This is a genomic window from Haloquadratum walsbyi C23 (assembly GCF_000237865.1).
GTDB classification, from domain to species: domain Archaea; phylum Halobacteriota; class Halobacteria; order Halobacteriales; family Haloferacaceae; genus Haloquadratum; species Haloquadratum walsbyi.
Genome location: NC_017459.1, coordinates 1968972 through 1990701, shown reverse-complemented (window position 1 = coordinate 1990701; position 21730 = coordinate 1968972). Strand labels below are relative to the sequence as shown.

20 protein-coding genes and 1 pseudogene are annotated in these 21730 nt (G+C 46.6%); 6 read left to right on the top strand and 15 right to left on the bottom strand.

Annotation, left to right across the window (positions count from 1 at the left end; all coding sequences use genetic code 11):
• Window positions 1-170: 170 nt before the first annotated feature.
• The 6 genes and pseudogenes from HQRW_RS08760 to HQRW_RS08730 form a co-directional block, all read right to left on the bottom strand.
• On the bottom strand, window positions 171-770 hold the full coding sequence (locus tag HQRW_RS08760) for a GNAT family N-acetyltransferase (protein WP_014556305.1): 600 nt from the start codon (window positions 768-770) through the stop codon (window positions 171-173).
• Between the two features lie 151 nt (window positions 771-921).
• Window positions 922-1719, bottom strand: a complete 798-nt coding sequence (locus HQRW_RS08755; protein WP_014556304.1) for an acyl-CoA synthetase family protein — start codon at window positions 1717-1719, stop codon at window positions 922-924.
• 130 nt (window positions 1720-1849) lie between these two features.
• Window positions 1850-3013 carry a molecular chaperone DnaJ gene (gene dnaJ / locus HQRW_RS08750; protein ID WP_011571868.1) on the bottom strand — a complete coding sequence of 388 codons (1164 nt, stop codon included), beginning with the start codon at window positions 3011-3013 and terminating at the stop codon, window positions 1850-1852.
• 619 nt (window positions 3014-3632) lie between these two features.
• On the bottom strand, window positions 3633-5558 hold the full coding sequence (gene dnaK, locus HQRW_RS08740; protein ID WP_014556303.1) for a molecular chaperone DnaK: 1926 nt from the start codon (window positions 5556-5558) through the stop codon (window positions 3633-3635).
• Window positions 5559-5841: 283 nt separating this feature from the next.
• Window positions 5842-6534, bottom strand: a pseudogene (locus HQRW_RS08735) (nucleotide exchange factor GrpE); the annotation flags it as partial.
• Window positions 6535-6634: 100 nt separating this feature from the next.
• On the bottom strand, window positions 6635-7381 hold the full coding sequence (locus HQRW_RS08730; RefSeq protein WP_014556301.1) for a proteasome assembly chaperone family protein: 747 nt from the start codon (window positions 7379-7381) through the stop codon (window positions 6635-6637).
• Between the two features lie 159 nt (window positions 7382-7540).
• On the opposite strand from HQRW_RS08730, the gene HQRW_RS08725 reads away from it, so the two are divergent.
• Both HQRW_RS08725 and HQRW_RS08720 read left to right on the top strand, forming a co-directional pair.
• Window positions 7541-8479 carry an RsmB/NOP family class I SAM-dependent RNA methyltransferase gene (locus HQRW_RS08725; protein WP_014556300.1) on the top strand — a complete coding sequence of 313 codons (939 nt, stop codon included), beginning with the start codon at window positions 7541-7543 and terminating at the stop codon, window positions 8477-8479.
• On the top strand, window positions 8476-8997 hold the full coding sequence (locus HQRW_RS08720) for a DUF7122 family protein (protein ID WP_014556299.1): 522 nt from the start codon (window positions 8476-8478) through the stop codon (window positions 8995-8997). Before HQRW_RS08725 ends, HQRW_RS08720 begins: the two co-directional genes overlap by 4 nt.
• Before the next feature lie 149 nt (window positions 8998-9146).
• On the opposite strand, the gene HQRW_RS08715 is transcribed toward HQRW_RS08720, so the two are convergent.
• On the bottom strand, window positions 9147-10655 hold the full coding sequence (locus HQRW_RS08715; protein WP_014556298.1) for a DUF790 family protein: 1509 nt from the start codon (window positions 10653-10655) through the stop codon (window positions 9147-9149).
• A gap of 6 nt (window positions 10656-10661) precedes the next feature.
• Window positions 10662-11984: a DEAD/DEAH box helicase gene (locus HQRW_RS08710; RefSeq protein WP_014556297.1), complete on the bottom strand. Its 1323-nt coding sequence runs from the start codon at window positions 11982-11984 to the stop codon at window positions 10662-10664.
• 141 nt (window positions 11985-12125) lie between these two features.
• Here HQRW_RS08710 and HQRW_RS15570 point away from each other — a divergent pair, with 141 nt between their 5' ends.
• The gene (locus tag HQRW_RS15570; protein ID WP_158298130.1) at window positions 12126-12302 is read left to right on the top strand and encodes a hypothetical protein; all 177 of its coding nucleotides are present in this window, start codon (window positions 12126-12128) and stop codon (window positions 12300-12302) included.
• 80 nt (window positions 12303-12382) lie between these two features.
• Here the strand turns inward: HQRW_RS15570 and HQRW_RS08705 are convergent, their stop codons facing one another.
• Genes HQRW_RS08705 through HQRW_RS08695 form a run of 3 tightly spaced genes read right to left on the bottom strand, consistent with a single transcriptional unit; the run spans window position 12383 to window position 15176 of the window.
• Window positions 12383-13201, bottom strand: a complete 819-nt coding sequence (locus HQRW_RS08705; protein ID WP_014556295.1) for an ABC transporter ATP-binding protein — start codon at window positions 13199-13201, stop codon at window positions 12383-12385.
• Window positions 13189-14094, bottom strand: coding sequence for an ABC transporter permease (locus HQRW_RS08700; RefSeq protein ID WP_014556294.1), 906 nt, complete (start codon window positions 14092-14094; stop codon window positions 13189-13191). Before HQRW_RS08700 ends, HQRW_RS08705 begins: the two co-directional genes overlap by 13 nt.
• Entirely contained in the window at window positions 14091-15176 is a 1086-nt protein-coding gene (locus tag HQRW_RS08695) for an ABC transporter substrate-binding protein (protein WP_014556293.1), read from the bottom strand. The genes HQRW_RS08700 and HQRW_RS08695 overlap by 4 nt, the downstream gene beginning before the upstream one ends.
• 303 nt (window positions 15177-15479) lie before the next feature.
• On the opposite strand from HQRW_RS08695, the gene HQRW_RS08690 reads away from it, so the two are divergent.
• Window positions 15480-16601 (top strand): pyridoxal phosphate-dependent aminotransferase, encoded by a 1122-nt coding sequence (locus HQRW_RS08690; protein ID WP_014556292.1) that lies wholly within the window; start codon window positions 15480-15482, stop codon window positions 16599-16601.
• Between the two features lie 47 nt (window positions 16602-16648).
• On the opposite strand, the gene HQRW_RS08685 is transcribed toward HQRW_RS08690, so the two are convergent.
• Entirely contained in the window at window positions 16649-17821 is a 1173-nt protein-coding gene (locus HQRW_RS08685; RefSeq protein WP_014556291.1) for a redox-regulated ATPase YchF, read from the bottom strand.
• Window positions 17822-17875: 54 nt separating this feature from the next.
• Window positions 17876-18757, bottom strand: coding sequence for a polymer-forming cytoskeletal protein (locus HQRW_RS08680; RefSeq protein WP_020936614.1), 882 nt, complete (start codon window positions 18755-18757; stop codon window positions 17876-17878).
• Between the two features lie 122 nt (window positions 18758-18879).
• Here HQRW_RS08680 and HQRW_RS08675 point away from each other — a divergent pair, with 122 nt between their 5' ends.
• Complete coding sequence (locus HQRW_RS08675) at window positions 18880-19077, top strand: DUF5800 family protein (protein ID WP_011571853.1); 198 nt, start codon at window positions 18880-18882, stop codon at window positions 19075-19077.
• Here HQRW_RS08675 and HQRW_RS08670 read toward each other — a convergent pair.
• Window positions 19070-19771: a dolichyl-phosphate hexose transferase gene (locus tag HQRW_RS08670; RefSeq protein WP_014556289.1), complete on the bottom strand. Its 702-nt coding sequence runs from the start codon at window positions 19769-19771 to the stop codon at window positions 19070-19072. The genes HQRW_RS08675 and HQRW_RS08670 overlap by 8 nt on opposite strands.
• A gap of 53 nt (window positions 19772-19824) precedes the next feature.
• Window positions 19825-20610: a ribonuclease H-like domain-containing protein gene (locus tag HQRW_RS08665; RefSeq protein ID WP_014556288.1), complete on the bottom strand. Its 786-nt coding sequence runs from the start codon at window positions 20608-20610 to the stop codon at window positions 19825-19827.
• A 216-nt stretch (window positions 20611-20826) separates the two neighbouring features.
• On the opposite strand from HQRW_RS08665, the gene HQRW_RS08660 reads away from it, so the two are divergent.
• Window positions 20827-21570 carry an SOS response-associated peptidase gene (locus HQRW_RS08660; RefSeq protein ID WP_014556287.1) on the top strand — a complete coding sequence of 248 codons (744 nt, stop codon included), beginning with the start codon at window positions 20827-20829 and terminating at the stop codon, window positions 21568-21570.
• Window positions 21571-21730: the final 160 nt, after the last annotated feature.

The following is a 21730-nucleotide window of genomic DNA, read 5'->3' as shown; positions in this document are numbered from 1 at the left end:
GATCCTTTTCAATTGGAACTGGAGTATATACATAGTTTTGATGAATTGTTAGACGGGATTTACCCTCAGAGTAGCCCCGAGGCACTCTCCCTCTTTCCCTGTAAATCCGAAGCGGACAGCCGGATGTATAACATGATATCCATCACTTCTAATACAAGTAGCAATCTGACCTAACCAGTATCATATTTATACGTTGTCTCTGTTGGGTCAATCCCGAAGTCTTCAGCTGTCTCTTCAATGACAACTTCACCTTCCGGGGGTTCATCTGATGGATGTGCACGCTTGAACCGATCACGAAGTCGCTGTGGAACGGTCAATTCTCCAGTATTGATTGATAGTGCTACGAACCGATTGTTGTTGCTTTCACGACTTTCACGCACGGTCTCAAATCGATCTGTTACATGTGGGTCAAGCTGACCTGATTCTTGTGGCTGAAACCCAAACATCGTGAAATATCCGGGCTCGGTTGTAAACACATATACCGTCTCATACTGTTTATCAGCTGCCTCTGCAACTAACCGCTCAATAACGTGTGCACCAACGCCCTGATTACGCCACATTGGTAATGTGAATAGGACTGTGAGTTCACAAAACGTTCCACTATCGTCGCTATGATTCCGAATTCGACCAAATCCAGCTTTCCGAGATGTCTCTTCGTTAAGTGCAATTACATAATCCCGGGACCGAAATGCTGGGTCTTCAATCTCCGCCTCCTCAATCCAATCGAGTAACCAAGCCTCATCACGATTTTTTGCGTCCCGGACGTACATATAGCATCATATGATATCAGAGTGAAAATATATTATGGGTTCTCTCAGCATGCTCAAATATCGAGTTAATTCTTGTCCACTATTATAATATCATCTTATATTCAAATAACTGACATTCCCTTATCCTTTCATATCTATGCTATTGCTGTTACTACCATATTGAGTTCAGATCAATCTGCTTCGGTTCTGGGACAGTATCGGTGCTCACTCCAATCTCTCCCGTTGTCGTTTCATCAGGGAATACAATCGTTGCTCCAGCGAGAAGCGGAGCAATAAGCCCAGCAACAACAACATGTGGGTTCATTAGACTCTCTCGTACAACGACATCTGCACCCGGAGTAATATTGACTCGATCAACCACACGCACTGCTGCAGTTATGAGTTCTTCATGTGTATATGTCTGTTTATCAGCATTAAGAGCAATATCGCTGGGTGCAACCGATGTTGGATGAATTGCTGGGTTCTCACTCCAGACTTCTGTTTCCCAGTGTGTTGTTTCTGTCTCCGTGGGTGAATCACCATATACAGCGAGGTTATGCCCCGGTGGAAGTTCATATGCTTCCTCCTGCGTCGATGGCGCAAGCACAACTCGTGGGAGTTCTTCTGTTGAGTGATTCAGTTGAACTGTCTTATCAAATCGTGTCGCAATACCTAATTGTGCAGCACCATAGAACGCTAATACCGGCTCAGGAAGCGGATCAGGAACAAGAAGCATCTCATCACCGCTTCTTCCACCTAAATAACGAATCACATTTCCGGACTTATACGAGGTCGTAATGAAATCCCGGTATGTATAATATCTATCAGCAGCATCCGCACGAAGTGCAATTGTGCCATTTCGACGATTTCGATCCATAATATCGCCAATGATCGCTGGGTCAGTTACCCGTGCTGGTGGATCATCATCGATAGTATCGCTTTCAGATAAGTCACCGGGGTTATTATTCATTATTGCCCACTCATTCTAAGCAAATAAAATCTCATTGGTGAATGGTTTGGATGTATTATACTCTCGTCAGTATATCAGATGATAGCTATTTTTAACGAAAGGGAATCAGAGCGATATTAATTAATCTAACTTAGAATGAACTTTTGATCTTCTCAAAGAATCCCTGTGAGACGTCTACACTTTCCCCGCCAGCCTCAGCGAATGCCTCAAGTGCCTCTCGCTGTTTTTGACTCAAATTCTCAGGCGTCACAATCTGCACTTGCACATACAAATCGCCTGTCCCTCGTCCGCGGAGATGCGGAATTCCCTCGTTTCGAATACGGAATTCCTCACCACTTTGTGTCCCTGCAGAGATATCAAGTGTCGTCTCTCCATTGACTGTCGGCACTTCAACCGTTGATCCAAAAACAGCCTGCGGGAAGGAAATTGCCAAGCGATAATATAAGTCGTCTCCATCACGTTCGAAGTCAGGATGATCACGTACACTCACATCAATCAGTAAATCACCCCGCGGACCTCCGTTATCTCCTGGCGCTCCCTCACGCTCCATTCGTAATGTCTGTCCATCACGTATCCCCGCTGGGATGTCAACTGAAAGCGTTGCTTCCTGCCGCGTTACACCATCACCATTACATGTCGAACATGTTTGCGTGTACATTTCACCGCTTCCGTCACACCGTGGACATGTCTGTGTCTGCTGGACACGACCAAGTGCCGTTTCACGAACGGTCGTTGTCTGTCCTTGTCCATTACACTGTGGACAGGTTCGAACATCAGCATCGCTTGGGTGTCCACGTCCATTACAGTCCGGGCATTTTTCCGGTCGCCTTACAGTGAATTGCTTTTCAACTCCAGTATAAACTTCCTCAAGATCTAATTGAACGCGTGTCTGAAGATTCTGCCCCTGACGTGGTCGATTTCCCTGTCGACGTTGACCCTGTCCGCCGCCAAAGAACTGCTCAAAAATGTCGCCAAATGGACTTCCCTGTCCTCCCATACCACCAAATGGGTCACCACGTGCACTGCCACCGCTGCTGTTGCCACCGCCACCAACACCACCGCGCTTTTCTGCTTGTTGAAACCGGTCATGACCAAGTTGGTCATACATCTGACGTTTCTCACCATCTGTGAGGACCTCTTTTGCCTTTTTGATCTTCTTAAATTTCTCTTCGGCGTTCGGATCGTCAGAAACGTCCGGATGGTACTTTGCTGCTTTTTTCCGGTACGCCTGCTTGATGTCGTCCCCATCGGCGTTCCGACTCACGCCGAGGACATCATAGAAGTCCTCGCTCATTCGTTGTGATATCAATAATTGGTTGAGATACTTCAACGAACCGGGTCAATGACATCCTCCCCACCCTGAAACTCTGTCTTTTAGACATAACTCGTCCCGGCGAGATGGACGGGGCGAAGCAGTAAAAATTGCTTTCATCGTCGGGAGTTGGGAGTCTTATTTCGAGCAACCGGGTATGCCGACGACAAGTTGCCCCGGTTTGAGCAGCACCTGTGACCTGATCGGCAATCCCGGTCGATGTCTCAGTCTGCCAGGATTTGTCTCAGATCCTCCTCGACAGCGGCTCAAACGCCACGGTGGGATGCTGTGGACTTATGGGCAAGAGACAAGCCTGAAGATTGAGGCTTTCTCCTCAATTTTCCATAATCAACCATCAACAGACATTGCTTGGGTGTTAATGGTAACTATATTTCACGTACTTGTGTTCGGGTTTGTTAATAATATGTTATTTGATATATGTCACAAAAAACTCGAAGGTGAATGCGATGGGCGTGATGCCCAAGCGGTTCACCAGCGACAGCAGCCATCCAGTTCTGAGTAACTAAGAAATAAAATAAAATATGTAATCAGATTTCAGATTCGGAATCGCAGCTGCACCGGTCGACGATGTCCGACGATATCATTCGTCTTTTGTGTCATCATCAACATCCTCGAAGTCCGCATCAACATACTCATTATCAGCATCACCTGAGCCAGCAGCACCGCCCATGTCACCCATATCACCCATATCACCCATGCCACCTGGACCCGCACCGGCACCAGCACCTGCTGCGCCGGCACCTGCGCCAGCAGCAGCCTGTTGTGCGTCATACATCTGCTTTCCGATCTCTTGTAGTTCTGATGATAGCGACTCTGTTACGTCCTCAATTTCTTCTTTTGTCGCATCTTCATCTTCAAGGACAGCCTCAACGGACTCGACCTCATCTTCAATCGACTCTTTGAGATCGTCATCAATATCCTCTTCATTCTCCTCAAGAAGAGTTTCTGCTCGCTGGACAGCACTTTCAGCAGAGTTTCGAGCTTCAATACGCTCACGTCGTCGCTCGTCTTCTTCAGCATGTGCTTCGGCTTCTTCTTGCATCTGCTCGATCTCTTCATCAGAGAGACCAGCACCACCTTCAATAGTGATCGACTCGGCGTTGCCAGACCCCTGATCTTCGGCTTCGACGTTGACAATCCCGTTTTCGTCGATATTGAATGTCACCTCAATCTGTGGTGTTCCCGCAGGCGCTGGTGGGATGCCAGCGAGTTGGAATTCACCGAGCAACTCATTCTCTTCAGCGATTTCACGTTCACCCTGGAACACTCGAACATTTACTGAAGTCTGATTGGCTGCTGCTGTTGTGAATACCTTTGACTCCTCGGTCGGGATTGTTGTATTCTTATCAATTAGACGCTCAAACAATCCACCCTTCACCTCGATTCCAAGACTTAGCGGAGTCACGTCGAGAAGGACAATATCATCAACATCACCAGCGAGAACGCCACCCTGAATCGCAGCACCAAGCGCAACCGCTTCGTCTGGGTTGACATTCTTCTTTGGCTCAGTATCAAGAAGATCCTCGACCTTTTCACGAACTTGTGGCATTCGTGTTGACCCACCAACAAGAATCACTTCATCAATATCGCTGTCATCGTATCCTGCATCTTCCAGCGCTTGTTCAGTCGGTCCAACCGTTCGCTCAATAAGATCCTCTGTCAGCGACTCAAACTTCGCTCGAGAGAGCGTCTCCTCAAGATGCACCGGTCCTGAGTCTGTTGCCGTAATGAATGGCAGGTTAATCGTCGTCTCTTTTCGCGAGGAGAGCTCAATCTTAGCCTCTTCAGCAGCATCTTTCAATCGCTGGAGCGCTTGTCTGTCATCTCGGAGGTCAATCCCATGGTTATCCTCAAACTCACCAGCGAGCCAGTCGATGACAGCGTCATCCCAGTCATCGCCCCCAAGGTCGTTATCACCGTTTGTCGCAACAACCTCATATACACCACCACCAAGGTCAAGAACGCTCACATCAAATGTCCCTCCACCAAGGTCATAGACAAGGATTGTCTGGTTTGACTCATCATCAAGTCCATACGCCATTGATGCAGCGGTCGGCTCATTGACAATCCGATCAACTTCAAATCCAGCAATTTCACCTGCGTCTTTCGTCGCTTGTCGCTGTCGATCGTTGAAATATGCAGGGACTGTAATAACCGCTTTTTCGATCTCATCACCGAGATATTCCTCAGCATCGCGTTTAATCTTCTGAAGAATCATTGCTGAGACCTGCTCAGGTGTGTAGTCTTCGCCACCAAGTTCGACGGTATAGTCCTCCTCACCCATGTGTCGCTTAATTGAGCGAATTGTCTGATCTGGGTTCTGGATAACCTGATTCTTTGCTGGCTTCCCTACAAGTCGCTCTTCGTCGTCGGTCATCGCAACGACAGAAGGTGTTGTGCGGTCTCCCTCAGCGTTGACGATGATCTCTGGGTCATCCCCCTCCATCACCGCGAATGCACTATTCGTGGTACCGAGGTCGATACCAAGGATCTTGTTGCTGGCCATCTTATTCGCATTTACTCGTCTAAGTCGGTTAAAGGTTACTAGACAAGCGCTCAAGCATCTCTCCACCGTGACGTCGCTGTCATGCGATTTTAGATGTGAAACTCTCTCATGGTGCGAGGTTTTATATTGAACCGCAGAACAGGTATATCTAACCAGAGTGTTATATTGTTGATCACTCTGATTCGTTTTCGAGGCTGTTTGTTTCTTCTTTCATAGCGTCAGTATCGGTGTTTGCATTTGCATCCGGATTTTCATTTTCATTTTTATTTTCGGTTATATCCGCGCCTGTGCTGACTGTTATTTGTGCTTCTTGAATGACTGTCCCAGCCATCTGATATCCCTGTTGAAACACTTCAGCAACTGTTCCCTCAGGTAAGTCGGCATCGACACGCATGAGAACCTCATGCTGCGCTGGATCAACATTGTCCCCACGCTCTGGGTTAATTAATGTTACATTTTCATCTTCAAGCACTCGATCAAATTCATCAAGTGTTGACTCAACTCCGGGGCGAATATCTGCGTCTGAATCTTGTTCAAGTGCCCGCACAAGATTATCGCGAACGCCAACGATTCGTCCGACAAAATCCTCCGTGGCTCGTTCACGAATTTGCTGCTCGCGCTTTTTTGCTCGTTTTTTATAATTCTCGAAGTCTGCTTTCGAACGCTTGAGTGCTGCTTCAAGTTCATCAATCCGTTCACGCTGTTCATCATATTCATTTGTTAGTGATTTGACCTCCACAGCAAGCGCTTCATCATATTTAGCGACTTGATCCGCAAGACTTGATGCTTCAGTGGTCGCGTCTTGATTATTTTCATCAGGATTCTCAGATGAGCCATGCGTATCCTTGGTTTGATGCTTTTCTTCTTCGTTCATGTTATGTTCACGTTCGTTTTCATCCTCATCCTCATCACCTGATATATCGCTATCCGGCGACGGCTCGGCTGTTTGGTGGCTCTCAGTTGACTCATCACTCATACGATGTGGAAGTGTGTGCCCACTCTTAAACACATAGAACTGGTGATGCCTCATCACCGGCGAACAGCAAGTATTCCATAGGTCAGCTAATTATATTATCTTACTGATACATTCCAATCGGACGAGCTTGTGTACTCTCTTCACCCCCCTCTTGCATTTGCTTCGCAAGGCGCTCTTTAGCTTCCCGGATTTGTTCGGTTCGATCAACGAGATCATTGACGGGCACGTCAATACTAGTGAGCGGTTCAATCCCGCGATTAATGAGCACCCGTGCCGCCTCTGGATCAGGGAACTGTGGGTCCGACTCAACGACTAAGCCAATGGCATCTCGATCTGACATCACAGCATCGCTCAACAGTGCTCCGGTTGGACCTGAGATCAGTCCTGTTTCATCTGGTAACGCAATATCTGCTTTTTGAACTTGATTCACCCCTTCACTAACACCAAAGCCATACAACGATGGAACTGTTTCAGTTTTTTCTTTGGGAATGCCGGAAAGATATATTGGTGTCATGGCTGTTTCATCAATAAATTCAGACAAACATGTTGCGACTTCCGTTGCTGCCTCGGGGCTGATTGGGACATCACTTTGAAGCACGGCAAGATCGCGATCAACATCAACGTACAACCGAACAGGTGATCGAAGCGCAGGGTCGTCTTCCTGATACACTGCTACTGCAGGGATTGTTTCACAATGAACGTCCGCGTAGTGCGTCATTTCAAACTCTGCAACGAGATGATCAGCCGCAATTTTCCCGACAAGCCCAATGCCAGGAAATCCTTCGATCAATGATGGATCTGTCAATGATATGTCTGTTGAATTTGTTAGTATCTCAAGTTGTGCCATACATGATATATTGCATATTATCATAAAAAACAAACAGTCACCACGAACGAATATCGGTTCAATCACTTCTGGGTCAACACGTGAACTGCCTCGAGATCTGTAGATCTGATTTGGAACCGAGACCGATACCGACAAATTTGGGCATCAGTACATCTGATTATGGACCCAATTGAGCGCTATGCAACGCTCATCGATGATGTGACAGCATTTCGGGATGCTTGCGCTCGCCCGCTTCCATCTGTCGTTCGAGTTAATACCATTAAATCATCTGTTGGACGCACTCAGGAGGCACTTAACGAAGCAAATATTAATTATGAGCCGATTGGATGGCACTCTGGTCTGTTCAAACTTGAAACAAATCGCCCTGGTATCTCATGGCCGTACTTTCATGGATGGCTCCATGGTCAAGAAGAAGTATCTGTGTTACCTGCGCTTGCAGTTGATCCAGATCCAGGTGAAATCGTCTGGGACGCGTGTGCAGCGCCTGGAAGCAAAACGACACAACTTGCTGCATTAATGGATGATACAGGTGTTGTTATTGGTAATGATAATAATCTTGGTCGACTGTCCGCACTTCGACATAATGCTGAACGATTGGGTGTCACAAATCTTGTGGTGACGAATCAGGATGCACGTAATTTTTCATTCAACCCATTTGGGGGGCGAACAGAAAGAGCAAATCGAATTGAGGCATTTGATCATGCGCTTGTTGATGCTCCATGTTCATGCGAAGGCACAATCAGAAAAAATCCGGACGCATTTGAGCAGTGGTCACGTGAGCATGTCATGAGCGTGGTCGCTATTCAGAAGGATATTCTTCGCCGTGCTGTCCAAGCAACACGCCCCGGTGGAACTGTTGTTTATTCAACGTGTACATTCGCACCTGAGGAGAACGAAGGCGTGGTCAATCACGTTCTCGAATCAGAGTCATGTCGCGTTGTTCAATGGAATCCACCAGCTGGATTCAAAACTATCTCCGGTATAACACAGTGGGATAATGAGTCATATGATCCGTCTATGGAATTAACACATCGTGTATACCCTCATCATAATGACACAGGTGGATTCTTTTGTGCGAAACTTGAGGTGACATCATGAATGACCGCACAGCATCGAACGATGGACAACAATTCGACCGCCTACCAGCAACCGCAACAGATCGTGTTGTCGCTGGACGACCCACACGTGAGGAGATAATTCAGTGGTGGAATAGTCGATTTGGTATTTCACCGACGATATGGGATTATCACACATTCTGGGAAAAAGGGAATGGAAAGATCTGGGCTGTTGCTGCAGAATATGTCTCGCCACTACCAATTGAGGGAGTCGGTCTCCGTATCCTTCGCACTCGTCAAGAACACTGGAAACCCTCAACAAATGCTGTCCAGCGTTTCGGTACTCATGCAAGCAAAAACGTCCTAACACTGGAAGATGAAGCAGCACTTCGATTTGCTGATGGCACTGATCAGTCGCTTCCACGGTGGAACGGTGATTGGGGGTATCTTATTGTTGCACATAAGATTGCAGGTAAGACTGAGCCTATTGGTGTTGGTCTCTATCTGCATGATGAACTCCGATCAACTGTGCCTAAAGGGCGACGTGAGGATCTCAGTTGAGACGCTACCTATACACACGGTTTAATTGAGTTGAATGACACATAGTGAGCGGAAGCCCACCCCCTTCAGGGGTAGAAGAAGGTCAATGAAACCAGATGATTCTTGATTATTATCATATATAACCGATATCGATATTGATATCGATATATTTATTCTGATCTTACTATCTTGGCTTCGTTCTGGTTGAGTGAAATATAGTTGACTGTATACCCCATTTCTTCAAGGATATCTTGTCCCACATCATATTTTTTTAAGATTGGATTCACATCAGCAAGTGTCATATTGTCTAATGCATCGATCTCAGCTTCAATCTCAGAGAGGGCTGTGTCCGGAATAAATTTCATCTTCGATATGACTCCATCATATATATCGTCCAAGTACATCTCAACAGCTGCTGGTTCAACATCGTGTGATCCGGCAAGTGCGTTGATATCAATAATTTCGTCATGAGCTATACTGATTTCGCGTTCGTACAGCCATTCAACATCGTCTTTTGCTTTACGTTCATCAATGGCGTGCAGTCGCTTCATTACTGGTTTCACTGGGATCTGATCAGTATAGAAGAACACGTCTGCTACGTTCGCCTCATCAAAATCTGACTTTGTGCAATTTAATGATTCATCAACCGCAAGTATAATCGGATGTTCTGATTTCACATAATTTACTTTTCGTCGTTTTTCTCGAAGATACTCGGGAGTCCAAAACCCAACCACTTCAAGATAAAATTCTGTCGTGTCTCGCTCAAAGCTGAAATCCGGAATCATAACCCGGTCTTCAGTTCGAAGAATGGTAGGTTCGTGATTGATTGTCCATCCATCGATCAACGTGCGAATCCGAGTTGCGAAATCTCGCTCAACCTCGCTATCGAACGAATTGCTCACCGTCTTTGCTGGGAAATAATCCGCACTCGTTGAATCAAGATTAAACTCATATATCTGCGGGTCACCATTCACATCTGTTTCAATCTTCGCAGTCAGATCCCATTCCGATGGCTTCATAATGTGAGGAATGAGCTTTGCCATCGTTGTTCCATATTTCCGTGTCTTCTTTACTAGCGATGTGGGTCCAGTGACAGTCACTGTTAAGTCCTCATCAACAGTGTACATCAATCCAAGATATGAAATCAACCGAAAGATTTCTTGGAAGTTATCCGACACGCTGAATTTTAATTCAATGGCATCGAATAACAGCGTCTGTGTCAGGGATATATTATACTGACGAAGCAATTCACATGGAGTGATTTCAGGCTCGGATCGAAGAACTGCATGGTCCTCTCTGTCAGCCCACAGGTTACTTTCTACTTCATTTGGCGTTAATTCAAATTCATCTCCGACAGTGGCAAGCACTTGTTCTCGTTGGTCTGTCGTGGTGACAAAACCATGAGTAAAAACAGCGTTGCGTAGTTTTGATGGATCGACTGGAAACTGCTGTTCAAACTTAGCACGCCGGTCAAGTAGTTTTGATAACCCACGAACCAATTTGAACGTATCATGTGTTTCTAATGTCTCGATTGTCTCATCAATCTGCTTTTTTGTCTGTCCTGACTCATACGCATCAAGAACGTGCGTTGCAACTGATTGATATTTATCAATGTCTCGGTAGCGTGGATTTATCTTTGGTTTTCGTTTCGTCACCTCAAGCAATTCCTTTGTCAACATAGATATTCAGGACTTCCGTCGAGTTGATGTTCGAATTTCCCCGGTGCCGCTTGAAACAATTTCATACAGGTGAGCCGTGTCCCCTGAGGGACGAAGAATACGACCAAGCCGCTGTCGATACTCTCGATTGCTTCCTGTTCCGCTTAAGATAATACCGATATTTGCATCTGGGACATCGATACCTTCATTCAGTACCTGTGAACTCACAATTGCGTTGTACGTGTTATTTTTGAACTGTTTGAGAATTTGCTGACGCTCACTCTTTTTAGTTGTATATGTAATGCTTGGAATGAAGAACCGGTTCGAAACGTCATATACGAGATCGTTATATCGCGTAAAAATGATAATACGATCGTCGCGGTGTTGTTCAAGTAGAGTTGCGAGTTCATCAAGTTTTGATTCTGAGCTATATGCAATCTGACGGGCTGTATTTCGGGAACGAACCGCACGCCACGCTTCAGGGTCATTTCCACTTCGTAAAACAACCTTCTGGAAATCCTCTGGACTACGCATGGTGATGTCCGTCGACATCAGATACTTCCGAAAGGTCTCAACATTTTCATCATACGCTTTCCGCTCTTCCGATGTCAGATCAACAGTGATCCGCTCAACAGTGTATTCTGACAGGTATTCACCAGTGAGTTCCTCCGTCTCAATCTCATAGACTTTTCCACCGAGTAGCTCACCCAATACTTCGTGTTTGCCATCTTCACGCTCGAATGTCGCTGTCAACCCTAATGCAAAGGGGGAAGCAAATAATTCTGCTATCTGTCTATACCCTTCAGATGCAAGATGATGAACTTCATCAAAAATCAGCAGTTCAAACCGATTTCCAAGCTTCTCAGCATGAGTATATGCTGAATCATATGTCGAGACTGTAATTGACTTAATTGTCTTTTGACGACCAGTATATTCACCAATCGGAAGATTAAATACCTGAAGCTCTGATTTCCACTGGTCTACAAGATCAAGCGTTGGGACAACAACAAAGGTTGAGTTGTTTATCTCATCAATAGCCTCTATTCCAACATATGTTTTCCCAGCTCCTGTTGGCAGGACAACAACACCACGGCGCTCGGAAAGCCAGCGATTCAGTGCCTGTTGTTGATATCCCCGTAATTCAATCTCACTCGTCAGCTCAGGTGATGGAACAAGATTCAGCACATTATTCTCGTATTCAACCTCCGAGGTGTCAAGATAATCCTTGATCTCTCGATACCGAAATCCAAGAGCCCGATCGGTGTTTGTTCGCTCATCCCATGTGGTGTGCGGAACAAGAGAGTCATCTCCCTCCACGGCTATAGTTCCGCGCTCGAAGTCCAACCGCATCTTTCTAGAGATAATGACGAGATGAATAAAACCTCTCTGGCTTATATCATATAACGCTCAAGAGTATGGTGACTACAATACCAGCGACATTGAATGTGAGTCTGACGGTATCTTTTTTCGACTCCAATGATGCATATGTATATGTTAATGGACACTGATTCAGATGATATTGAATTAGCAACGGCTGTTGCAACGTTTCTTGATGATGTTGATGCAGCCTATGACGATTACGAACAAGGATATGCAGACCCAGATGTGACACTTTCAGTTATCATGTCGCATGTGAAGGCGCTCCGTGAGGCCGCTGATGAGTCTTGAGATATCGCAAATTAGCTCTCTTCCGTAAAAAACAAATAAAAATAAGAAGTCTCAGAGCTTAGATATGAAACTGAGACAGTTTACTCGCCGATCAGTGATCGAATCTGCTCAACATATTCACCGAATGTGACGTCTGTTCGCTGTCGCGGACGATCAACATCAATATCAACGATTTCATTGACTCTACCGGGTGACGGTGCCATCACAACAACTCGGTCAGCGAGTGTCACTGCTTCTTCGACATCATGTGTCACAAACAGTACTGTCTTTCCAGTCGTTGTCCAAATTGATAATAACTCATCGTGTAACATCTCCCGTGTTTGTGCATCAACACTTCCAAATGGTTCATCTGCAAGAAGAATCTCTGGGTCAACAGCAAGCGCTCGTGCAATCCCAACGCGCTGTTTCATTCCACCAGAGAGTTCCTTCGGATATGCGTCCTTGAACTCTGTAAGACCAACTAACTCAAGCATTTCATCAACCCGACGACTGCGGTTTGGTTCGACAGCGCCCTGCTCTTCGAGTCCGAATGCGACATTTTCCTGGACAGTTCGCCAAGGGAATAACCCGTATTCCTGGAATACCATCCCACGATCAGTCCCGGGACCTGTGACAGTGTTACCCGCAAGTCGCACTTCACCGTTTGTGGGCATTTCGAGACCGGCAATTACTCGGAAGAGCGTTGTCTTACCGCATCCAGACGGTCCAACAAGACACACAAACTCACCATCGGAGACAGTGAATGATACTTCATCTAGGGCTCGAACTGTCTGCCGTTCAGATTCGAATACCTTAGTTACCGTATCAACAACAACTTTTGCTCTTGTCTCGTTGCCACGGTTGTTTTGATGATTGTCTGCTTTTGCATATTGGTCTGAGTTTTTATTTATACCCGCCATTCGAGAAGCCTCCGCTCAACCCGTCGGAATACGCCATCACTTACGAGAAATACAAGACTGATTACAACCATATATGCGACGCTAACATCTGTTGCGAGGTTTTGTGCTGCATTGATAATCTGAAAGCCAACTCCAGGGGCACCAAATAGCTCTGCGGCGACAACAATCATCCAACATTGTCCAATACTCGTTCGAAGCCCAGTCGTAATCGATGGCATTGCTGCTGGGATAATCACCTTCCGGATCATCGTCAAATCATCATCTACGCCAAGACTCGCAGCTACTTCTTTGAGATGTGTTGAAACGCCCTCAACACCGGCATATGCGTTATAGAAATTAATCCAGAATGCACCAATCCCAACAATAAATGCAGCGCCGCCATGACCAATACCAATCCAGACAATCGCAAATACAATCCATGCAAGCGGTGGAATCGGTCGGAGAAACCGCGTAACTGGGGTTAATGCGTTATCAAGCCGCCCACTCCACCCCATTGCTAGTCCAAGACTGACTCCAAGTGTGCTTCCAACAACAAGCCCTGGAAGATAATGGAGGAGACTCTGTGCGAGATTTGCAGTAAGTCGAGTCATTGGCACTGTTATACCCGCAATTGGAAGTGTAAATGTGGCTGAGGCAGTTAATTCAATAATGAATGCTGTTGCTACCTCAATCGGTGATGGAAGCAAATATGTCTGGTCAACAGCAGCAGCAGCGACTTGCCAGATTGTAACAAAGATTGCACTTCCAACAATTCCATACCCGATACTTGCTGGATCAATATCTCCGAACAACCCTTGAGTTGTCTCAACTGACCCTGTCTCCTCATCGCGATCTTGATTACGATCTCCTGTTGGGACTGCTGGCTCTGAATCAGTTGGTGTTTCAACGCTCATACTGAATCATACACACTGAAATCGAACAGTTGATCATTTGATAGTACTGAGTCAATCTTCCCTGCTTGAGCGGCATATTCAGAGAAAATCTTTGCACCATCAGCAATCTTATGTGGGTCTGTAATGAAATCAGACGCCCGCGCATCGATTGCACGCCGTGCTGTCTCAACTGGGAGGACACTCTCACCGATGACCGTGCTCGCGTGTGCGGCTGCTGTGTCAGGATTTTCTTTCGCGAATGCTGTTGCACGTTGATGCTGCTCAATGAATGTCTGTGCGACCTCAGGGTTGTCAGAGCGAAGTCTATCATGCATGAGCGTGACTGCGGCTGGTTGTCCTGGCATGAAATCTCCAGCCCATGCAATCGATTGATATGGAGCATCATTCATAGAAGCGACCGTTGGGACCGGCTCCATGATTGATGTTCCATCAATTCTACTGGAAAGTAACGCCTGTCGAACCGGGCCAGCCCCACCAAGTGGTGTGATTGACACATCGGATCCAGGCTCAACTCCGACAATCTCAGTCAGCCAATAACGAAGCAGGATGTCAGGGACCGATCCTGGTGGAAATGTTCCAAAGGTGAATTTCCGACCACGCTCTGCTTCAAATTGTGCAAACGCTTCAGCACCTGACTGGGCATTCTCCCATATCGATGCAAATGAATCACGCGCTAAAATCTCCATTGCGTTCTGAATATTTGCCCCGGTGATCTTTGATGGAATACCCTTATCCATGATAATCATTGCCGGAACGATTCCAAACATCATAACATCGAAATCTCCTGTTGCTGATGCTTGGACAATGCTCGGACCATCAGAGAAAACCTCACCCGTTACGTCAGCATCAATTGCATCAAAATACCCCTCCTCTTTCATAACAAAGTATTGCATATCGGGATAAATCGGCATATACGCAACACGAATCTCTTCGATCCCGCTGTTGCTTGCACCTGTGCTCCCGCCACGAGTGCCGGAACAGCCTGCGAATGCACCTATACCGGCTGTTGTAACCGCCCCACTTGCCTGCAGGACCCGACGTCGAGATACGTATGTCTGGTCGCTATCCTGTCTATTACTCATCTAAGCAAACTAGATGGTCAACATGCTTTTGCCTCAGGTAGCCGGCGAAGGTCGCATATATACCGGACGTCATAAGACTACCTAATACCACGTTTTACCGTTCAATAATTCCGTTATAGGAGGATATACGAGTTTGTTTCTGTCAGTTATACCGGTAATATTTTCTTATTTAAGATCACGAATAACTGAATATAGATTCTCAGTCTCTCATGTGCTTGAAGATCGTATCAGTACATGCATACAATACAAATCACCTGATGCAAAGAGACAAGAAATAACCTCGTGGCAATCTCCAATGTGAATATGTACTCATTCTCTGATCGTGTGGAGTCAGTATCAATCAGTGGAATCCGAGAGGTATTTGAGGCCGCAGGTGAGGACGCAATTAATCTTGGATTAGGACAACCCGACTTCCCAGCACCAGCACACGCACGTGATGCAGCCGTTGAGGCAATTCAGGCAGGTGAAGCAGACGCGTACACAGAGAACAAAGGAATGATGTCACTTCGTGAGGCAATCGCAGCGAAACATCAGCGTGATCAGAATATCACTGTTAATCCTGATGAGATTATCGCGACTGCCGGCGGGTCTGAGGCACTCCATATTGTTATGGAAGCACATATTGACCCCGGCGATGAGGTTCTCGTTCCTGATCCGGGGTTTGTCTCATATGACGCCCTTACCCGACTCGCTGGTGGGACACCTGTTCCAGTTCCACTTCGTGACGATCTGACACTCGATCCTGCGGCTATTGAGGAGCGCATAACTGCTGATACTGCTGCATTCGTTGTTAATAGCCCAGGAAACCCAACTGGTGCTGTATCATCACAAACGGATATCCGTGAATTCGCTCGGATTGCTGATGAATATGATGTGTTCTGTATCTCAGATGAAGTGTATGAGTACACAGTTTTTGATGGGGAATTTCACTCACCACTTGCGTTTGCTGACCGTGATAATGTGGTTGTGGTGAATTCTGCTTCAAAATTATATTCAATGACCGGATGGCGACTTGGGTGGGTTCTTGGCTCGACGTCCCGGGTTGAGCGCATGCTCCGTGTACATCAATATACACAGGCATGTGCGGCAGCCCCGTCTCAATTTGCTGCAGAAGCTGCTCTTACTGGTCCGCAGGATGTCATCACTGAAATGACGGACTCATTTGAGCGTCGGCGTGACCTCATTGTCGATGGGCTTACCGATATTGGTCTTGAGGTTCCAACACCACGTGGTGCATTTTACTGTATGCCGAAAGTTCCTGATGGATTTGTCATGGAGTGTCTTGAGCGTGGCGTGATTATTGTCCCTGGTGATGCATTTGGTGCGAACGGCAATGGGTACGCTCGATTATCATATGCAACTGATGAAGAATCACTTCGCGAGGCACTCGATATTATGCAACAAGCATATACTGCCGTTAGCTGAGGATAACCGAGAATCGTTGAGAGAAGCTTTTTTTGGCTCTGGGATGATCAAGCTGTGCTTACAATCTTAACGACGGCTCCCTCAGAGAGTTCATGATCCTCGCTAATCCGTCGTTCTGCGCGTGCATCAACGGCGTATAGATATCCATCGCCAATATCAGAGTGGACTGCATATGCAAGATCAAGCGGGGTTGACCCTTTTCGGAGTAAGACCGCATCTGGAAGCATATCGTCGCTTCCATCGGTCCATCGGGTCTCATTTTCCACTGGATAAACAGTAATCATTTCAAGAAGATGATAAACAGCTGTATTGATAGCTGCTTGCACACCTGTCCCATCGGTATTTTCCATCACATTCTGAATCGTCTCAAGACCTGCCTGTTGTGTTGAAGAGATATCCCCGGTAATTGTGATTGCTGTATCTCCTGGATTATATTCAATTAAATCGGCGTCTGCAGCTCGGCGAAGGGCGCGTTCCCCATCTGCTGTCGCTGGAACGACCGGCTTTGAGGTATCGTGGAGTCGATTGATATTTTCGACAGGGGCAATGTCAGCCTTATTCGCCACAAGTACGATTGGCTTTGTTCGTTCGCGGATATCAACTGCGAGTGCCATCTGATCGTCCATGCTCCACTGTTGTGGGTCATCAGGATACGATATTGACCGGAGCGCGGTTGCAACATCATGTTCACTCGCTCCGAATCCCGTCAGCAATTCTGTCACTGCCTCATCAATCTTAAACTCTGGTGCCCGGGACTGACGAACGACTGTTTCCCAATTGCGGTCAATAATTCCAGCGAGCCATTGTTCTAACTCTTCCTCAACGAAATTAGCCTCCTCAACCGGGTCATATGTCCCAACTTCGACGGGATCACCTTGAGCATTAGTTGCACCTGCCGCATCGACAACAGCAAGAATAGCGTCAGCGTCAGTTAGTGCATCAAGAAACTGATTTCCAAGTCCGCGACCCTCATGCGCACCGGGAACAAGCCCAGCAACATCAAGCAACTCGACTGGAACGTATCTAATCCCATCCGTGCAGTTTCCACACCGAGTTTCTGTATCAAGACAGGGACAGCGGGTTCGTGCATGTGTAACTCCCTGATTCGGATCAATTGTGGTAAATGGATAGTTCCCAACATCAACATCAGCCATCGTTGCTGCCTGATAGAAGGTCGATTTACCGGCATTCGGTTTTCCGGCAAGCGCAATAGAGAGCATACTGACAGGAAGGCGAGACGCCGGCAAGTACGTTTCCGTCCATCACGTGTATGATTACTCATCGGCAATCGGTGCATGGACAATATTCACCTCACCGCTTGCGCGAATCGTCCCATACACCTCCGCATCATCGTGCAATTGAAGATTATCACAAACAACATCGCCGCGAATTCGAGCGCCAGCACTGATTGAAACAGCACCATTACGCGTTGTGACATCCCCATGGATTCGTGTTCGCTCATCAATATCGATATCTCCGCGAGCGCGAAGACTCCCGAATAAATTGGTGTCACAACCAACAGTAATCGATGCTGCCCGGACATTTCCGTGAAGCCGGCAGTCATCACCAATCGATGCCGGTGTGGATACCTGCCAGATATCATCTGATACTGTTGCTCCACGCGGAATAACAATCATCATTACATCATTGCTATCAGTATCTGCATCGTCAGTATTATTCTCTGCTTCAGCCGCGATTTCTTGAACGAATTCGCTTGCTGCCTCGCTTTCATTAACCTGCAGTAGATGTGAGAGGATAATAAAGTAAAATACCAGTGAGGATACTGGGTTGCGAATTACAATCCATCCATTTGCTTCAAATCCTTCTTCAACCGTCACGTCATCGCCAATGTCAAGATCACCAGCAACCAATAGCTGTCCTCCGATGTGTACCCGTTCACCAAGATATGCATCTTTTCCAACAAGAACGTTGTCGGCGACCTCACACCAGACATCAAGTCGGCAATCGCGCTCCGCTTCAATACTTCCACCGAATTGAACACGCTCACCGGCGAGAATATTTCGTGCTCTCACGCCGAACTCGACGGTGCTTTGACCGCCAATCATTACATTCCCCTCGGTAACAAGATCATATTCCTCGACGGTCGTGCCGTCAGGAATCGTTAGCGAGTCGAACGGATCATTCCCGAATGACACACTTTTCAACACGAGACGCATCCCTAATAAACGACCCGTACGACACCCGTCAGACAGGCACTAGTGAACATCTCACGATTGCAGAGTAACGCGTTTTTATTCACCGATTGAATAATACATGTATGACTGTTCTCTCATTTGACGACGATGGCGTTGATGTGATCTATGACGGAACTGAATTTCGACTGGAAAAAACGCTTATTGAGGAAGCAATCGAGAAGCCATACCCAGACGTCACTGATCATGAAGTGCTTAAAATAATTGAACAGGATCCAACACTCGGCGATGAACCTCGCCGTGTTGCTGATATTCTCAGGTGAGTGTAATACCAAGTCGCTCTTCAATTCCTATAGTAACAATTGACTTGGCAATCGCAAGTCCCCCGTCAACTGGGTCGAGTGTTGTCTCACCTAATCGCTCATCATATGTGATCGGTTCCTCTCGAACTTGATAGCCACGACAAAGTGGTCTCAGTAATAGTTCTGCGGATAATCCAGTATTCTCAGTCCACTCAATATCCTCAATTACACGCCGACGATATGCACGCATCCCTGTTGTTGTATCATGAACACGTTCGCCAACAAGTGCTGAGGCAACAAGCGCGAACGCTGCATTCCCAATGCGATTCAACAATGGCATTGCTGTAGCCCCATAGTACAGCCGATCACCAGATACGACATCATATCCATCATTGATAAGTGTAAGAAACGTTGGAAGTGCATCCATTGGATATGTATCATCACAATCAGTCGTTACAATGACAGGTGTCTCTGCTTTAGACAATGCAGTCTCAACAGCGTACCCATATCCACGTGGTGGCTGTTCGATCACTGTTGCTCCATGTTCACGAGCAATCTCAGGAGTTCGATCATCTGAACTATCAACACAAACAATATCAGCATGCCCGTCAGTCACACGTTCAATATCTGTCAGCACTGACGTGATTGCATCTGATTCATTATATGTTCCCATTACAACTGTGAGATCATCAAATGTATATGCTATATCGTCCATGCCAGCTATTTCTGACCGAGGTATTTCTATTTTTAGGTCGACCAAAAAGCAGCTTATTCGCGTGGATCCGCAATTCCGCACGGTGTCCCAGTTGCCGCCCCCAGCGATTGCTCATGCAGCGTTCGCGCCACAACGTCAGCAAGATTACGAAGATTCACCGTATCATCACGATTATATGAGATTAGCGTCTCAAGCGCATCAGTGTCATTATTTCGTTTATATTGACTCCACAGCCGGACTGCATCCCGACCTGAAAGATCAGGTCGATCACGGTCAATGCCAATTTCATTCTCGATTGACTTTAATCCGCCAGTCAAATTGACTCGTCGACATGGATACATCAAATCAAGATGTGGTGTTTCAATCGATATATCAAAGCACTGCTCTAGAAATGGGACATCAAATCGTTTGCCATTGAATGAAGCAATAAGTGGTGCAGTGCGAAACTGTTCACGCACTCGGTTGCGTGTCAGGTCGTCACCGCGAACAAGTGTTGTGGTCTCGTCTTGTTGATGAAATGAGACTGTCGTAACATCATTATACCCTGCATCGAGTCCTGTGGTTTCTATATCGAAGAATACCGTCTCGGTACGAGTATTTTCATACAGTCGCCAAATTTCACTATCGGGAAATTGCTCATTGAAATACTGTGTATCGCCGTCATCAAGTCGCGGGAGTGCTTCTGCAAGGAAGGATTCAATTGCTGTTGCTGTCTTTGGACCGACAGGGGCATCTGTCGGGTCAAATCGTTCCCAAGAAATGATATCTGCCTCCCATAGTGAACGCTCGCGCGACTCGCCAACGCCTGAGACAGGAATAAAACTATTCTCAATTCGCATACACTATTTTCAGCAACCGATAAATTAATTTCTTCTTATTATCAGTGAGTTATGAAACTACAGAATATGGATATTCAACGTCGTTGATTCATGATAATACAGAGAAGAATAGCAATCACAGCGTTGACTCCACCGACTATGCTCAACGCGTGAGCGGTTTATGCTGTGAGGATTTCGCCTGGAGGAATTAAGACGTTTCTCCCAAATTAGTATATTATGTGTGGTCGTTACACGCTCTCCGCTTCTGCATCAGAACTTAGTGATCGATTTGATGCAACTGCCCCGCCGACGATAGCAGACGCGCTCCCACGATACAACTGTGCGCCAGGACAGACACTCCCGGTAATTACGAATGCAAATCCAAATCGGTTCCAGGAACTAAAATGGGGACTGATTCCCTCATGGGCGGATGATGATACTGGTGGGCAAATAAATGCTCGCGCAGAGACAGTCGCAGATAAGCCAACTTTTGCAACTGCGTATGAATCACAGCGATGTCTTGTTCCTGCAGACGGATTTTATGAGTGGGTCAGTGACGATGGTGACCTGAAGAAAGGCAACGACAGTAAACAACCGTACCGAGTCGCCTTCACAGATGACCGAATCTTTGCAATGGCTGGACTCTGGGAACGATGGGAACCGACGCATACACAGACCGGACTTGGTGACTTTGGCGCTGGAGAGACAGATAACACAACTACTGACGCAACAGGAGCCATCGAGTCATTTACAATCCTTACAACGGAGCCAAACGAGGTTGTGTCCTCTCTTCACCATCGAATGGCTGTTGTTCTTCCACCCGAGTCAGAATCAGCATGGCTTCATGAAGATACTGACACTGTTGAGTCATTACTTACGCCATATTCAGGAGATAAATTGGAAGCATATCCTGTCTCAACCCGTGTAAACAGTCCTGAAAACGATGAATCGTCATTAATTGACCCGATAAACGATGTATGATACTGGATGTGGGTTATCGACTCCACCCTGAGGATATGCATATAGTTCACTGATACAAACCCTGAAACCCACTACCCGCTATGCGATATTCTCTCATGAACGAAAATAACAGCCTCCGATTGATTGAGTTCAATTCATCAAGAATCAAGACGGATACCTC

Coding starts and splice junctions, on each gene's coding strand:
- HQRW_RS08665 (WP_014556288.1), bottom strand. CDS start 20,610: ATGCGAATTGAGAATAGTTTTATTCCTGTCTCAGGCGTTGGCGAGTCG.
- HQRW_RS08725 (WP_014556300.1), top strand. CDS start 7,541: ATGGACCCAATTGAGCGCTATGCAACGCTCATCGATGATGTGACAGCA.
- HQRW_RS08690 (WP_014556292.1), top strand. CDS start 15,480: ATGTACTCATTCTCTGATCGTGTGGAGTCAGTATCAATCAGTGGAATC.
- HQRW_RS08720 (WP_014556299.1), top strand. CDS start 8,476: ATGAATGACCGCACAGCATCGAACGATGGACAACAATTCGACCGCCTA.
- HQRW_RS08675 (WP_011571853.1), top strand. CDS start 18,880: ATGACTGTTCTCTCATTTGACGACGATGGCGTTGATGTGATCTATGAC.
- HQRW_RS08695 (WP_014556293.1), bottom strand. CDS start 15,176: ATGAGTAATAGACAGGATAGCGACCAGACATACGTATCTCGACGTCGG.
- HQRW_RS08760 (WP_014556305.1), bottom strand. CDS start 770: ATGTACGTCCGGGACGCAAAAAATCGTGATGAGGCTTGGTTACTCGAT.
- dnaK (WP_014556303.1), bottom strand. CDS start 5,558: ATGGCCAGCAACAAGATCCTTGGTATCGACCTCGGTACCACGAATAGT.
- HQRW_RS08730 (WP_014556301.1), bottom strand. CDS start 7,381: ATGGCACAACTTGAGATACTAACAAATTCAACAGACATATCATTGACA.
- HQRW_RS08710 (WP_014556297.1), bottom strand. CDS start 11,984: ATGCGGTTGGACTTCGAGCGCGGAACTATAGCCGTGGAGGGAGATGAC.
- HQRW_RS08715 (WP_014556298.1), bottom strand. CDS start 10,655: ATGTTGACAAAGGAATTGCTTGAGGTGACGAAACGAAAACCAAAGATA.
- dnaJ (WP_011571868.1), bottom strand. CDS start 3,013: ATGAGCGAGGACTTCTATGATGTCCTCGGCGTGAGTCGGAACGCCGAT.
- HQRW_RS08660 (WP_014556287.1), top strand. CDS start 20,827: ATGTGTGGTCGTTACACGCTCTCCGCTTCTGCATCAGAACTTAGTGAT.
- HQRW_RS08705 (WP_014556295.1), bottom strand. CDS start 13,201: ATGGCGGGTATAAATAAAAACTCAGACCAATATGCAAAAGCAGACAAT.
- HQRW_RS15570 (WP_158298130.1), top strand. CDS start 12,126: ATGTTAATGGACACTGATTCAGATGATATTGAATTAGCAACGGCTGTT.
- HQRW_RS08700 (WP_014556294.1), bottom strand. CDS start 14,094: ATGAGCGTTGAAACACCAACTGATTCAGAGCCAGCAGTCCCAACAGGA.
- HQRW_RS08670 (WP_014556289.1), bottom strand. CDS start 19,771: ATGGACGATATAGCATATACATTTGATGATCTCACAGTTGTAATGGGA.
- HQRW_RS08755 (WP_014556304.1), bottom strand. CDS start 1,719: ATGAATAATAACCCCGGTGACTTATCTGAAAGCGATACTATCGATGAT.
- HQRW_RS08685 (WP_014556291.1), bottom strand. CDS start 17,821: ATGCTCTCTATTGCGCTTGCCGGAAAACCGAATGCCGGTAAATCGACC.